The sequence below is a fragment of the Kribbella sp. NPDC002412 genome (assembly GCF_053592935.1).
On record NZ_JBSFBL010000112.1, the window covers coordinates 1 to 13,426 of the forward strand.

Here is a 13,426-nt window from a genome sequence, read left to right on the forward strand (position 1 = left end):
CGGCGAACCGCGACTTGACCTTTGCAGGCGTCATCGTCGTCGCCCCGGTGAACACCGGGGGCCTTCGTGCGTTATCCCTCCCTACGCTATGACGCTTGTTCGCTCGGTCGGTGCGACTCCGGCAGGGCGATCCGGTCCGCCGGGAGGCGCTCCGTCCGCTCGTTGCCGTCGTCACCCTCGTACTGCACCAGGCCGGTCCATCCCGTCGCCTCGTGCTCACGGCCGATCAGCCAGCCGGGACGCCACCGGCCGTCCGCGAGGACGATCACATGGCTGGGCAGCGGCAGACGGGACACCAGTTCGGTGCCGGGCTCGAACTCAGTCATGGCCGAAGGCTAGGTGGTTTCCGCGTCACGCGCCTCCTGGGAGCGTGTTCACGCACGGCATTCTCAGACTGTGGGCAGAAGTTCGCGCACCACTCCGGTCGGCAGGCCCAGCTCACGGACGGAGCCGGTGACCTTCAACGCGCGTCCGCCCGGAATGTGGCTCACCCAGCCTTGCTGTAAAGCGTGTTCGCACAAGGCGGCGCCGACGGCGCCGGCCAGGTGCGGCCTGCGTTCTGTCACGTCCAGGCAGGACCGCAGTGCGGGCCGGCCGCGCCGCCGTTCGACCACGATGCCGAGATCTTCCAGCCAGGCCGTGCCTTCCGGCGTCAGCGCGACGCCTTCCGACCAGTCGATCAGGCCGCGCTCGGTCATCGCATCCGCCAGCGCGACACCCAGCTTGCCGGCGAGATGGTCGTAGCAGGTTCGGGCCCGTGCGAACGCGTCGCGCTTGCTCACCGCGGACAGGCTGCTCAGCACTTCGGTGCGGTGCGGCGCCAGCGCCGCGAGCCCTTCGATCAACTCGGCTGTGTCCGGACCGGCCAGTTTCAGATAGCGGTGCCGCCCCTGCCGGACCTCGGTGAGCAGCCCGCCGTCGACGAGCAGGTTGAGATGTTCGCTGATCGTCGGCCGGGACACGTTCGCCACCCGGGCCAACTCGGTTGCCGTCCACGCCCGCCCGTCGAGCAGCGCCAGGCAGACCGTCGCCCGGGTGGCATCGGCCAGCATCCTGGCCCAGGCGGCCAGCTCCTGCCCCTCCGTCTGCGTGGTCATGTGTCCATCATGCCGTCCGCACTGTTCGGCGCCCGCCGAAGCGACCGCCGCCTAGCGTCGGGAGCCATGACGCACCTGACGATCGAACCGTCCATCCTGTACGTCGGTACGCCGGTCGCCCTGCTCTCCACCGAAAACGCCGACGGCACCGCCAACCTCGCCCCGATGTCGTCCGCGTGGGCGCTCGGCGACATCGTCGTCCTCGGTCTCGGCACCGCCGGTCAGACCGCGGCCAACCTCCAGGACCGGCCGGAGTTGGTGATCAGCTTCCCGTCGCCGGAGCAGTGGGAGGCGGTCGAGCGGCTCGCGCCGCTGACCGGTCGCGATCCGGTGCCGGACCACAAGCGGGCCCGCTTTCGCTTCGAACGGGAGAAGTTCAAGGCGGCCGGACTGACCCCGATCGCGTCCGAGGTGGTCGGTCCGCCACGGGTGGCCGAGTGCCCGGTGCAGCTCGAGGCGGCCGCGGTCCGGGTGGAGATTGGTGCTGACGGCAACTTCTTGGTCGTGCAGGCGGAGGTGTTGCGGGTGCACGCCGACGAGCGGATCGTCGTACCGGGGACGTCGTACGTCGATCCGGGCGCGTGGTCGCCGCTGATCTACAACTTCCGGCACTACTTCGGTCTGGGTCCGGAGCTGGGGGAGTCGTTCCGGACCGAGACGCCTAGAGAAGCTTCAGACGGTCGATCTCTTCGTCGCTGAGGACGACGTCGAGGCCGGCCAACACAGCCGGAAGATCCGCGGCTGGTACGGCGCGGGTGGTGACGAGACCGTCGGAGTACTCGGTGGTGAGCTCGTCGCCGATCAGGCGCCGGGTGACGCCGTCCGCGACGCGCATCACCACCGGACGGCCGGTGAACGGTGAGTTCGGGTGGGTCGAGACGTAGTGGTGGTAGACCTCGTAGTCGATCGGGCGGACCGGCTCGTCGTTGGACGCGTGCTGCGGAACCCAGCCGTCCGGGGTCTTCTTCGCCAACGTCCACACGTCGCCGTCGGCGGTCAGGCGGTGGTCCCAGCCGCCCTGGTCCACGATCGCGCCGTCCTTGAGAGGAGTCGGGTAGAGCTGGCCGGCGCCGAACCCGACGTCGGCGAGGAACTCCTGCCCGTCGACACCGACCTTGAGCAGTGCGTGGGTCCGCGGACCCGACTTGTGCGGCTGCACCCGCGCGACCCGGCGCTCCACCTCGAATCCGAGCCGTTCGAGGGCGGCGCCGAACAGCAGCGTGTGCTCGTAGCAGTAGCCGCCACGCTGCCGCCGTACCAGCTTCGCCTGGATCGCGCCGAGCCCGATCCCCGGGTGCGTGCCGAGGATCACGTCGAGGTTCTCGAACGGGATCGCCAGCACGTGCGCCCGGTGCAGGCTGTGCAGGCTGTCCACGGTCGGCGCGACCCGCGGGTGCCCGATCCGGTCGAGGTAGGCGTCCAGGTCCAGTTCGTCGATGTCCCACATGACGCCTACCTCAACACTTCGAGTTCACTTGAAGTCAAGCTCGGTGAACAGGGTCAGCTGGATCCCGCCGGGCGTCTCCAGCCGGGCGTTGAGCGAGTTCCACGGCGTCCGGGTCGGTTCCGCGACCACGGTCGCGCCGGCGTCGGCCAGCGTCCGGGTGGTCGCGGCCGCGTCGTCCACCTCGAGCGCGACCCGGTACTTCCCGGCGACCCGCCGTCCGACCTCGACCTCGTCGATGAAGTCGGCCTGGCCCGGGTCCGCGATCTCCAGCGTGGCCCGCTCGACCTCGAGGATCACCACCCGCCCGTTCTCCGACGAGTACGACGCCCGCTCGGGCAGCCCGAGCACGTCCCGGTAGAACGTCACCGCCTCGTCGTAGTCGTCGGCCGTCACGACCAGCCGCAGTTCCTTCACAGTCATGCGGTCAAGTATCAGACCTCCTGCCAGACCGGGGTGATGGTCGCCCGGTCGAAGCGCCACCCATCGGCTGTCCGCACGGCGGTGTACCTCGCGTTCACGCCGGCCCGGTGGTGTGGCGCCTCGCCCTCGCGGAAGAAGAACACCAGTTGGGTGGCGGACGCCTCCGCGCGGTCCCCGTCGACGGTGACGACGACATTGCCGTGCAGGTGCTGGGTCTTGGCGTCGTCCGTGGCCGCGACGAAGGCGACGACGTCGTCGATCCCGCGGATCTCGCCGCCGCGCGGCGACTGCACCACGACGTCCTTCGCATAGACGTTGCGCAGCTCGTCCGGCGTCCCTTCGTCCAGCACCCGCGCCAGCTCCGCGAACAGGTCCGCAATCTCGAGCCGATCGGCAATCGCGTTCATGATTTCCTCTTTCGTTGGTTTCACCAATGTTGGTGAAACCAACTATAACCGGGAAACCTGGTAGTGCAAGACCTGCCCGGAGTCGCCGTGCTGCCGGACGATCAGGCTGAGGTAGACCGAGATGGCCGGCCGATCGGTGAAGGTGAAGTCGACGGCGACGTACCCGAGGACGACGTCGTCCGCGAGTCGTCTGGTCTCCAGGACGCCGGACGACGCCTGCAGTCCGAGCGGCTGCGAGTCGTAGTACGCGGCGACGTCGTCCGGGCCGACGCCGTACAGGTGCAGCCCCTGGAAGATCGCGTCGTCGGCGAAGAGCGCCGCGACATCCTTGGGCTCGTGGGCGTCGACACCTGCCTTCCACTGATCGAGAACTTTGTGCAAAAGCTCGAGTTCAGTCATGAGAATCTCCTTGTAGGAATAGCTGCCGCGGTGACTGCGGCGGCGGCGACTACGCCGGCGCTCAGCAGCAGCGCTTGGTGGAAGCCGTGGTGGATGAGTGGACTGACGGCCGCCACGAAGATCAGCGCGCTCGCGAGCGCAGCCTGGGCGACCAGGCGCCACTCGGTGCGGACGGACAGGGCTCAGTGGCCGGCCTGTTGGCCGCCGTCGACGTGGACGATCTCGCCGGTGACAAAGTTCGCGCCCTCCAGGAACAGGACCGCGTCGACGATCTCGTCGATCTCGCCCATTCGGCCGACCGGGTGCAGGGCGGCGAGGAACTCGTGGGTCTCGGCGGGGTGCATCGGCGTCCGGATCACTCCGGGGGCGACGGCGTTGAACCGGATGCCGCGGGCGGCGTACTCGGTGGCGAGCGACTTCGTGACGGAGTTCAGGCCGCCCTTGGTCAGCGAGGCGAGCGCGGACGGCACGTTGCTGTTCGCGTGGTCGGCCAGGCTGGTGGTGATGCCGACGACATGGCCGGTGCCCTGGGCAACCATTGCGGCGACGGCCCGCTGGGTGATCTCGAAGAACCCGCGCACGTTCACGCCGGTGACCAGGTCGAAGTCCTCGGTGGTGTACTCGGTGAACGGCTTCGCGACGAAGACGCCCGCGTTGTTGACCAGGGTGTCGACCCGGCCGAACGTCTCGATCGCCCGCTCGACGATCCGGCTGCCGATGCCCGGCGCCGCGATGTCGCCGGCCACGGTCAGCACCAGCGGGTCGTCCGACGGCTCGATGGTGCGGGAGTTGGCGACCACGGCGTACCCGAGTTTGCGGTACGCCGGGACGAGGGCCGCGCCGATGCCGGAGGACGCACCGGTGACGACGGCGACTTTCTGGTGGCTCATGAGTCTCTCTTTCTGGAGGAGTTGTACTTCGATCGTTGTCGAACCTTTGACGGTTTTCCACGACCGGTTTGCTCCCAGCTGAGAGGCGGGGCCTACTACGATCGAGCCCGTGGAACTGCGGCAGCTGGGCTACTTCGTCGCCGTGGCCGAGGAGCTCAACTTCGGTCGCGCCGCGGCTCGCCTGCACATCGCGGGCCCGTCGCTGTCGCAGCAGATCAAGTCGCTGGAGCGGGACCTCGGTGTGCGGTTGTTCGACCGCGACCGACGTACCGTCACGTTGACCGCACAAGGCGAGGCGCTGTTGCCGCAGGCGCGCGCGCTGCTCGACCAGGCCGGCGAGTTGCGCCGTACGGCGGTCGGCCTGGCGGCGACCGAACCGGTCCGGCTCGGGTACGTGAGCTGGCGACCGCCCGATCTGGTCGAGCGGACGTCAGGGGTCGCGCAGTTGCTCGTCGACGCGTGGGTGATGCCGTCGCACACGCAGGCGAGGCGGGTGGCGGACGGCAGCATCGACCTCGCGATCTGCTGGGTGCGTGCGACCGATCTGGCCGAGCAGGAGCTGGCCGGCCGGCTGATCGGGGCGGACCAGCTGTCCGCTATCGCGGGGGGTCGCGACGAGTCCGCCGTCCGTGCGAAGGACACCGCCGTACTCGTCGACGCCGACACCGCGACCTGGGCGTCGTGGAACATCTACGCGGTCGAGTTCGCCCGCGAGACCGGTGCCGAGGTGGTGCGAATCGACGACCACGGGATCACCGGGCCGGCCTTCTTCGAGCACGTACGGCGGTTGCGCCGGCCGGTCATCAGGTCGCCCAAGCGGGACGACACGCCACTGCCGCCCGATCTGGTCCGCCGGCCCGTGGTCGAGCCGGTGCCGGTCTGGACCTGGGCGCTGGTGTCCCGCCGCGACGAGCCGAGCCGCGCCGTCCAGGCCGCCATCGAGGCGCTCACTCGCGGCGTCGTTCTGGACCTCGATCTGTCCGTCTCGTGGGTTCCGGCTGACGACCTGTTCCGGTTGGGGTAGGCGCGGGGCCGCCTACAGTGTGGGGATGCGTGACGCGGACGTTCCCGGGTGGTGGCAGCGGCTCGGCCTGGAGGGTTTGGTCGATGTGCATGTGCACTTCCTGCCGGACCAGGTGATGAACGCGGTCTGGGCGTACTTCGACCAGGCGTCGGAGCACTACGGCACGGCCTGGCCGATCAACTACCGGACGTCGGTGGAGGAGCGGCTGAAGACCCTCGAGGCGTTGGGGGTGCGCGCGTTTCCGGCGTTGGTCTATCCGCACAAGCCGGGGATGGCGGCCTGGCTCAACGCGTGGGCGCGGGACTTCGCCGAGGCGACACCTGGGTGTGTTTCGAGTGGGACGTTCTTCCCTGAGCCGGGCGCGGCGGCGTACGTGCGGGAGGCGTTGGAGGCCGGCACGCGGATCTTCAAGGTTCACGTGCAGGTGGGGGACTACGACCCGCGCGATGACGAGCTCGACGACGTGTGGGGGCAGTTGGCGGAGGCCGCTGTGCCGGTGGTGGTGCATTGCGGGTCCGGGCCGATTCCCGGGCGGCATACAGGTCCCGGGCCGTTCGGGGAGGTGCTGCGGAAGCATCCGCGGCTGACTGCGGTGATCGCGCATCTGGGGATGCCGGAGTACGTGGAGCATTTGGCGCTCACGTCGTACCCGAATGTGCATCTGGACACGACGATGGCGTTGACGCCGTTCACCGAGAAGCTGATGCCGTTCCCGCGCTCGCTGACGTCACGGCTCGGCGACCTGCAGGACCGGATCGTGCTGGGGTCGGACTTCCCGAACATCCCGTACGAGTACGCCGTCCAGCTGTCGGCACTGGAGTCGTTGGACCTTGGCGAAGACTGGTTACGCGCGGTCTGCTGGAGAAACGGCACCCGCCTCCTCGGCCTGTAGGTCCCCCAAGGGTGTACTGGCAGTGCCTCCCACGCTTCCCGAGAGCGGCCTACGGTCGAACCGAATCGACGGTGGAGACGGGAGCAGGGACATGGAGAAGCGCATCCTGGGGACGAACGGCCCGGAGGTTTCCGCGCTCGGGCTGGGGTGTATGAGCATGACCGGCGGCTACAGCGACCGGCCCGACCGGCAAGAAATGCTCGGCGTGATCCGTACGGCGGTGGAGCGCGGCGTCACGTTCTTCGACACCGCCGAGATCTACGGGCCGTACGCGAACGAGGAACTCGTCGGCGAAGCGCTCGCGCCGTACCGGGACCAGGTCGTGATCGCGACCAAGTTCGGCTGGGACATCGACCCGATCGAGCGGAAGCCGCGGGGCCGGGTGACCAGTCGACCGGAGAGCATCAGGCAGGTCGTCGACGGGTCACTGCAGCGGCTCGGTGTCGACGTGATCGACCTCTACTACCAGCATCGAGTCGATCCGGAGGTCCCGATCGAGGACGTCGCCGGCACGGTGAAGGAGCTTGTCGAAGCGGGGAAGGTCAAGTACTTCGGTCTGTCCGAAGCAGCGGCCGGGACCATCCGGCGGGCCCACGCCGTCCACCCGGTGACTGCGCTGCAAAGCGAGTACTCGGTCTGGTGGCGGCGGCCGGAACAAGAGGTGCTGGCTGTGTGCGCCGAGCTGGGCATCGGCTTGGTCCCCTACAGTCCGCTCGGCAAGGGATTCCTCACCGGCACGATCGCCGCGTCGACGGACTTCGATCCGGCCAACGACATCCGCAGTACGATCCCGCGCTTCGAAGCGGATGCCCGCGAGCACAACCAGGCGATCGTCGACCTGCTCACCGGCATCGCGACCCGCAAGGGCGCCACGCCCGCCCAGATCGCGCTGGCCTGGCTGCTCGCGCAGCAGCCGTGGATCGTGCCGATCCCTGGGACCCGCAAGCTGCACCGGCTGGACGAGAACCTCGGCGCCGCAGGCATCGAGCTGACCGCGGACGAGCTGACCGAGATCGACGAGGCCGGTGCCAAGATCCAGATCCAGGGCGGCCGGTACGCCGAGGCTCAGGAGCGGATGACCAACCTCTGACCGATCACGCCTTGGCCGTCAGGCGGTAGCCGGTCTTGGCGGAGAACTCGGCCGACAGCGCGAAGCGGTCGCCCCGGACCAGGGTGTGCCGCCACTCGATCGGGGTGTTCTGCGACGTACCTTGCCGGTTGATGGAGAAGGCTGCGGCCTCGGGCGGGCAGTGCAGCAGCGTGCGCTCGGCCGGTGTGGGGACGACGGCGCGGATGTCCTCGCGGCCGTGGTCGAGGTGTAGTCCGGTGCGGGCGGCCAGCTCGTTGTAGAGGCTCGTGTGGGTGAAGTCGGCATCCAGGAGTGGTTCGGCAACTGATGCCGGCAGCCACACGCGGTCCAGGGCCAGCGGCTCGTCGCCGGCGAAGCGGAGGCGCTCGAGGTAGAGCAGCGGGATGGACGCCTCCAGGTCGAGCCGCGCCGCGATGACCCCGTCGGCCCGGATGTCCAGCGCCCGTACGACGCTGTGCTGCGGCAGACCGGACGCCTCGACCGAGGAGAACAGGCTGTAGAGGGCGCCCATCGGCTGCCGGATCTCGGGTGCCGTCGCGACCCGCGGCTGGCGGCCGCGTTCGGCGACGATCAGGCCGTCCGCGCGCAGCTTGGCGAGCGCCTGGCGGACCGTGTGCCGGCTGACCTGGTAGTCCTCGACCAGCGCGAGTTCACCGGGGAAGACGTCGTCGAACTCCCCGGCGCGCAGCCGGCGGACGAGTTCCTGCTGCAACTGCTTCCAGAGCGGCTGGCCGCCGGAGCGGTCGAGCCTGCGCTCGGTCATCTGGGTGCTGCCTCCGTCGGTCACCGGGGTTGCGAAATGTCCGGTCATCTCCTAGCTTAAATGTGCGTACATTTCTAGCGGGAGGGGAGCCGGTCGATGGTGCAGGTCGAGGTTAGGCCACCAACCGCCCCGACCGCCGTTCTCGACCACCCGCTGCGCGCCCGGCTCGGCGCCGCGCTCCGTTCCGCGTCCCGGCGGTTGCCCGGGTTGGCCGTCGTACTGGCGCTGGCTGCGGCCGCGGTTCCCCTCGGGCGGCTCGTGCCTGTGGTCGGCGGCCCGGTGTTCGGGATCCTGCTCGGCGTGCTGGTCGGGCTGCTGGTCCCGGCGGCGCGGTCCGAACGCTGCCGGCCCGGCTACTCGTTCGCCGCGAAGACATTGCTCCAGCTGTCGATCGTCGTACTGGGAACCGGTCTGTCTCTCCAGCAGGTGGCCCGCGTCGGCAGCTCGTCCCTGCCTGTGATGCTCGGCACGCTGGCTCTCGCCCTCGGCGGAGCCTGGCTGTTCGGCCGCCTGCTCGGCGTCCGGGGTGACACCCAGACGTTGATCGGCGTCGGTACGGCGATCTGCGGCGCGTCCGCGATCGCCGCCACCACGGCCGCGATCAACCCCAGGCGCTCATCGGTCGCCTACGCGCTGGCGACGATCTTCACCTTCAACGTGGTCGCCGTACTGACCTTCCCACCGCTCGGCCACCTGATGGGCCTCAGCCCGGAAGCCTTCGGGCTATGGGCGGGTACGGCGATCAACGACACGTCGTCTGTGGTCGCAGCCGGGTACGCCTACAGCCAGCAGGCCGGCGACCAGGCGATCGTGGTCAAGCTGACCCGCTCCTTGATGCTCGTGCCGATCGTGCTGGCGCTCGTCGTGCTGAAATCGCGCCGGGACGCCAGGACTTCCAGCACCCCGCGCCTGCCGTGGCGGAAGCTCGTCCCGCTCTTCCTGATCGGCTTCATCGTCGCCTCCGGTCTGCGGTCGGCCGGCCTGGTGCCACTGAGCTGGCTGCCTACGCTGAGCACGATCGGCACGTTCCTGATCACGTCCGCGCTGGTCGCGATCGGTCTCTCGCTACGGCCGAAGGAGCTCCGCGACACAGGACCCCGGCCGCTCCTCCTCGGAGCGATCCTGTGGGTCCTGGTCGCGGCAGGCAGCCTCGCGATTCAGTCCTTCTCGTAGGCGGCGGGCCGGGTCTGGACGGCCTTGATCCGCGGTACGTCGAACTTGCTGCTGCGGTCGAACCGGTAGATGCCGTTCTCTTCCTGGAAGACGTCGGTGAGCTGCGTGTAGCAGTAGCCGAACATCAGCGGGTTGTCGAGCAGCGCGTCGACCAGGCCGGCGAACCGGACGTAGAACGCCTCCTCGTCCGCGACCCGCTGGCCGTAGCCCCAGGACTCGTTCGTGTTGCCCGCCGCGCCGGCGGCGGCCGCCTCGGCGTTCCACCAGATGCCGCCGAACTCACTGCAGAAGTACGGCTGACCGGCGTACGGCTGGGAGATCGGCTTGCCGTCGTGCCCGCGGACGTTCCCGTACGGCTTGCCGTCCGCGAGGCCGGCCATCTGCTCGGCGAACTTCTCCGGGTCCTGCTCGTAGTTGTGCGAGTCCCAGACGTCGGTCTCCGGCACCCGGTGCGAGTACCCGGACGCGTCCAGCACCGGTCGCGTCGTGTCGGCCGCCTTGGTCGCCAGGAACATCGCGCGCGTGACGTCGTCCAGCTGGGTGATCCGGTCGTGCAGCACCTGGTGCGTCTCGTTCAGCGGGCACCAGCCGATGATCGACGGGTGGCTGTAGTCGCGCTCGACCGCCTCCAGCCACTGGGTGACGAAGTTCGCCGCCGGCCGCTGGTTGTCGTCGCCGGTGTCGCCGACCCCCGAGCCCCAGTCACCGAACTCGCCCCAGACCAGGTACCCGAGCCGGTCCGCGTGGTACAGGAACCGCTCCTCGAACACCTTCTGGTGCAGCCGCGCGCCGTTGAACCCGGCCGCCAGGCTCAGCTCGATGTCCGCGACCAGCGCCTCCTCGGACGGCGCCGTCATCAGGCTCTCCGGCCAGTAGCCCTGGTCCAGCACCAGCCGCTGGAACACGTGCTTGCCGTTGATCAGGATCGCCTGGCCGTTGATCGACACCGACCGCAGGCCGGCGTAGCTGTCGACCCCGTCCACAACGTTGCCATCGGCATCGATCAGCTCGAGGCGTACGTCGTACAGGTGCGGGTCGGCGGTGTCCCAGAGCCGGACGCGGTCGGCCGGCACCTGCAGCGTGAGCCGCGGCGCCAGGTCGAGATCGGCGCGGACCTCCCGGCTCACGACCTCGCCGTCGGCGTCCTTGAGGATCGCGCGCACCTTCCAGCCCGGCTTGTTCGCCGACACCGGCACCTGGAGGTGGAAGCTGGAACCGGCCACGTCCGGGGTGATCCGCGGCCGCTCGAGGTGAACGCTCGGCACCGCCTCGAGCCAGACGGTCTGCCAGATCCCGGTGGTGCGGGTGTAGAGGCAGCCGTGGTTGAAGTACGTCGACGTCTGCTTGCCACGCGCCTGGACGCCCTGCCGGGTGTCGCGGGCACGCACCACGATGAGGGCTTCCTCACCCGGGCGGGCGACGTCGCGCAGGTTCGCGCTGAACGGCGTGAACCCACCCCGGTGCCGGACCACCTCGACGCCGTTCACCCAGACGGTCGCGTCCTGGTCGACGGCCTGGAAGTGCAGCACCGCGTCCTTGCCGGCCCAGTCGGCCGGGATCGTGACAGTCGTCCGGTACCAGACCGCCTCGAGGAAGTCGACGTTCTCGATCCCGGACAGTTGGGACTCCGGGGCGAACGGCACGACGATCCGCTGCTGCAACTCGCGGTCCCGCACCCCACGCTCGAGACCGGTGTCGGCCTGGTCGATCTCGAACTGCCACTCCCCGTTCAGGTTCAGCCACTCCGGCCGAACGAACTGTGGACGCGGGTGTTCAGGGCGAGGCTGGGTCATGAAGAGCTCCCGGGGTGAAGTCAGGCGGTCGACCTGACACTACAACGTTGGAATGGCCTCAGCAACGGCGTCCGGTTGCGTCTGTGCTGGCTAACGATTCATGATGCTGTTTGGTCGTTAGAAGGGTGAGGGCATGGGCGAGTACCGGCCAGAGCTGATCGGCGGGCATCTGGCGCTCGATCTGGTCAACACCGTGGCCTGGCGGCTGGACGTACGGCGGCGCGTCGACCGGATCGCCGATCCGGTGAACCTGCGGAGGTGGCTCACGGCGACCGGATTCGACCCGCGAGCCGCGGAGAACCAAGGGGACGCGCTGAGGCAGTGCCGCGAGACGGCGTACGCGGTCCTGCATCCGCTGGCAGTGGGCGGTGAGCCGGAGACCGACGATCTCGCCGTACTGCGGGAACTGATCGAGGACGCCGTACGCAACGCCTCGCTCGTCAGCGCGCAACCGCTCGTTTGGCGGGCCGGGACCGTTCACGACCAACTGCGGCTGGCCGTCTGGCGGCTGTTCGAGGACGAGGATCTGAGCAGGCTCCGGCAGTGTGACGACGGCGACTGCGGCTGGCTCTTCCTGGACCGCAGCCGGAACGGGTCGCGCCGGTGGTGCAGCTCGGCGGACTGCGGCAACCGGGCGCGGGCTCGCCGGCACTATCAGCGTCGCCACGCCGGAGCGCCGGCATGACCGGGATTCACCGGGCCGGCCTCGCGGAGGGAATCAGGCTCGGGCTCGGGCCGGCGGGCGCCGCTTTCGTGCTGGCGTTGAGCTTCGGCGCCGAGGCGGAGGCCCAGGGGTGGGGCGTCGGTCTGCCGGTGCTGTTCTCGGCGCTGGCGTTCTCCGGATCGGCGCAGTTCACCCTGCTGACGGCGCTGTCCGGCGGGACCGTGGTGGCCGCGGTCGCTTCGGCGGCGTTGATCAACGCGCGCTACCTGGTGATGAGTGTCGCGCTGAACGACAGCCTCCGCGGCAGCCGGCTGTCCCGGGCGTTGCAGGCACAGGCGCTGGTGGACGCCTCGTTCGTCTTTGCGCACCGCAACGACGGCCGGTACGACGTGTCCCGCTTGATCGGCGCCAGTCTGCCGCAGTGGGTCCTGTGGGTGCTCGGGACCGCGGTCGGTGCGCTGACGTCACCGTCGGCCGATCTGATGCACGAGTTCGGGTTGGACGTCGTGTTCCCGGCGTTCTTCCTGGTGCTCGCGCTGGAAGAAGTACGGCGCTCCCGCCGCGCGCTGGCCGCATCGCTGCTCGGAGCGGTCGTCGCGGCCGGTCTGCTGCTGGTGACTGATCCGGGGTACGCGCTGCTCGGAGCCACCGCGGCCGCGCTGATCGGCTTGATCCCGGACCGCGGATCGGAGCCCGAAGCGGAGCCTGCCGCGAGCGAGGAGGAGACGTCATGAGGATCTGGCTGGCCGCCTTGGCGGTGACCGTCGTCAACTGGCTGATGAAGGCCGGCGGCCCGCTGCTGATGGGCGAGCGCAGGCTACCGCCGGCAGCTGTCCGGGTCGTCGGCCTGATTGCGCCCGTCCTGCTCGCCGGGCTCATCGTCACCGAGCTCGGCGGCAAGGAACTGGACTGGACCCAGCTCACCGGAGTCGGCGTTGCCGGGATCCTGTCCGTCCTCAGAGTCCCACTCCTGCTCGCAGTCGCCGCCGGCATCGCCCTCACCGCCGGCATCCGGCTGTTCGTCTGACGGCGTCCGCGGACGATCAGCCGGACTGATCGGCGAGCCAGAGGTTCGTGAGGCCCCGGAAGTGGGCGAAGAACTGGTCGTGCTCGTGCTCGGGGTAGGTGGTCGCGACCGTGTCCCGGAGCAGGCGGTCGAAGTCCGGCCCGGCGACCCAGTCACGGAGGCGGGCGTCGAAGTCGCCCAGGTGCTCCGCGCACCACTCGTGGTACTTCGTGGTCTCGAAGTGCTCGTCGGCCAGCGCGAGGTACCCGCTCAGCTTGGCGTCGTAGTCGAGCGACTCGTCGTCGGTGCACCACGGAAGGCTAACCGATCAGAAGCCGGTGTCGAGCCATGGCAGCCGACT

General features: G+C 69.3%; 18 protein-coding genes. 9 read left to right on the forward strand and 9 right to left on the reverse strand.

What is annotated here, in order from left to right:
• Positions 1-86: 86 nt before the first annotated feature.
• Positions 87-326: a hypothetical protein gene (locus tag ACWCOV_RS40815; RefSeq protein ID WP_449834752.1), complete on the reverse strand. Its 240-nt coding sequence runs from the start codon at positions 324-326 to the stop codon at positions 87-89.
• 63 nt (positions 327-389) lie between these two features.
• Positions 390-1,097 carry an ArsR/SmtB family transcription factor gene (locus ACWCOV_RS40820; protein ID WP_449834753.1) on the reverse strand — a complete coding sequence of 236 codons (708 nt, stop codon included), beginning with the start codon at positions 1,095-1,097 and terminating at the stop codon, positions 390-392.
• Positions 1,098-1,163: 66 nt separating this feature from the next.
• Here ACWCOV_RS40820 and ACWCOV_RS40825 point away from each other — a divergent pair, with 66 nt between their 5' ends.
• On the forward strand, positions 1,164-1,796 hold the full coding sequence (locus tag ACWCOV_RS40825) for a flavin reductase family protein (protein WP_449834754.1): 633 nt from the start codon (positions 1,164-1,166) through the stop codon (positions 1,794-1,796).
• On the opposite strand, the gene ACWCOV_RS40830 is transcribed toward ACWCOV_RS40825, so the two are convergent.
• From ACWCOV_RS40830 to ACWCOV_RS40850, 5 genes are all read right to left on the reverse strand, one after another.
• Entirely contained in the window at positions 1,759-2,544 is a 786-nt protein-coding gene (locus tag ACWCOV_RS40830) for an arylamine N-acetyltransferase family protein (protein WP_449834755.1), read from the reverse strand. The genes ACWCOV_RS40825 and ACWCOV_RS40830 overlap by 38 nt on opposite strands.
• A gap of 24 nt (positions 2,545-2,568) precedes the next feature.
• Positions 2,569-2,964, reverse strand: a complete 396-nt coding sequence (locus ACWCOV_RS40835; RefSeq protein WP_449834756.1) for a VOC family protein — start codon at positions 2,962-2,964, stop codon at positions 2,569-2,571.
• Positions 2,965-2,975: 11 nt separating this feature from the next.
• Positions 2,976-3,371, reverse strand: a complete 396-nt coding sequence (locus ACWCOV_RS40840; RefSeq protein WP_449834757.1) for a nuclear transport factor 2 family protein — start codon at positions 3,369-3,371, stop codon at positions 2,976-2,978.
• A 42-nt stretch (positions 3,372-3,413) separates the two neighbouring features.
• Positions 3,414-3,770, reverse strand: a complete 357-nt coding sequence (locus tag ACWCOV_RS40845) for a hypothetical protein (protein WP_449834758.1) — start codon at positions 3,768-3,770, stop codon at positions 3,414-3,416.
• A gap of 182 nt (positions 3,771-3,952) precedes the next feature.
• The gene (locus ACWCOV_RS40850; RefSeq protein ID WP_449834759.1) at positions 3,953-4,660 is read right to left on the reverse strand and encodes an SDR family NAD(P)-dependent oxidoreductase; all 708 of its coding nucleotides are present in this window, start codon (positions 4,658-4,660) and stop codon (positions 3,953-3,955) included.
• Between the two features lie 109 nt (positions 4,661-4,769).
• Between ACWCOV_RS40850 and ACWCOV_RS40855 the strand changes: the two genes are divergently transcribed.
• The 3 genes from ACWCOV_RS40855 (at position 4,770) to ACWCOV_RS40865 (ending at position 7,666) form a co-directional block, all read left to right on the forward strand.
• Positions 4,770-5,684 (forward strand): LysR family transcriptional regulator, encoded by a 915-nt coding sequence (locus ACWCOV_RS40855; protein WP_449834760.1) that lies wholly within the window; start codon positions 4,770-4,772, stop codon positions 5,682-5,684.
• A 25-nt stretch (positions 5,685-5,709) separates the two neighbouring features.
• Positions 5,710-6,576, forward strand: a complete 867-nt coding sequence (locus ACWCOV_RS40860) for an amidohydrolase family protein (protein ID WP_449834761.1) — start codon at positions 5,710-5,712, stop codon at positions 6,574-6,576.
• 91 nt (positions 6,577-6,667) lie between these two features.
• Positions 6,668-7,666 (forward strand): aldo/keto reductase, encoded by a 999-nt coding sequence (locus ACWCOV_RS40865; protein WP_449834762.1) that lies wholly within the window; start codon positions 6,668-6,670, stop codon positions 7,664-7,666.
• 4 nt (positions 7,667-7,670) lie between these two features.
• Here ACWCOV_RS40865 and ACWCOV_RS40870 read toward each other — a convergent pair whose 3' ends face one another.
• Positions 7,671-8,429, reverse strand: a complete 759-nt coding sequence (locus tag ACWCOV_RS40870; protein WP_449834763.1) for a GntR family transcriptional regulator — start codon at positions 8,427-8,429, stop codon at positions 7,671-7,673.
• Between the two features lie 96 nt (positions 8,430-8,525).
• Between ACWCOV_RS40870 and ACWCOV_RS40875 the strand changes: the two genes are divergently transcribed.
• Positions 8,526-9,602: a YeiH family protein gene (locus ACWCOV_RS40875; RefSeq protein WP_449834764.1), complete on the forward strand. Its 1,077-nt coding sequence runs from the start codon at positions 8,526-8,528 to the stop codon at positions 9,600-9,602.
• On the opposite strand, the gene ACWCOV_RS40880 is transcribed toward ACWCOV_RS40875, so the two are convergent.
• Positions 9,587-11,395, reverse strand: coding sequence for a glycoside hydrolase family 2 protein (locus ACWCOV_RS40880; protein WP_449834765.1), 1,809 nt, complete (start codon positions 11,393-11,395; stop codon positions 9,587-9,589). The genes ACWCOV_RS40875 and ACWCOV_RS40880 overlap by 16 nt on opposite strands.
• A 133-nt stretch (positions 11,396-11,528) precedes the next feature.
• Between ACWCOV_RS40880 and ACWCOV_RS40885 the strand changes: the two genes are divergently transcribed.
• The 4 genes from ACWCOV_RS40885 to ACWCOV_RS40900 form a co-directional block, all read left to right on the forward strand.
• Positions 11,529-12,080 carry a CGNR zinc finger domain-containing protein gene (locus ACWCOV_RS40885; RefSeq protein WP_449834766.1) on the forward strand — a complete coding sequence of 184 codons (552 nt, stop codon included), beginning with the start codon at positions 11,529-11,531 and terminating at the stop codon, positions 12,078-12,080.
• Positions 12,077-12,793 carry an AzlC family ABC transporter permease gene (locus tag ACWCOV_RS40890; RefSeq protein ID WP_449834767.1) on the forward strand — a complete coding sequence of 239 codons (717 nt, stop codon included), beginning with the start codon at positions 12,077-12,079 and terminating at the stop codon, positions 12,791-12,793. Before ACWCOV_RS40885 ends, ACWCOV_RS40890 begins: the two co-directional genes overlap by 4 nt.
• The gene (locus ACWCOV_RS40895; protein WP_449834768.1) at positions 12,790-13,086 is read left to right on the forward strand and encodes an AzlD domain-containing protein; all 297 of its coding nucleotides are present in this window, start codon (positions 12,790-12,792) and stop codon (positions 13,084-13,086) included. The genes ACWCOV_RS40890 and ACWCOV_RS40895 overlap by 4 nt, the downstream gene beginning before the upstream one ends.
• 61 nt (positions 13,087-13,147) lie before the next feature.
• On the forward strand, positions 13,148-13,426 hold a 279-nt coding region (locus tag ACWCOV_RS40900; RefSeq protein WP_449834769.1), incomplete at its 3' end, for a hypothetical protein.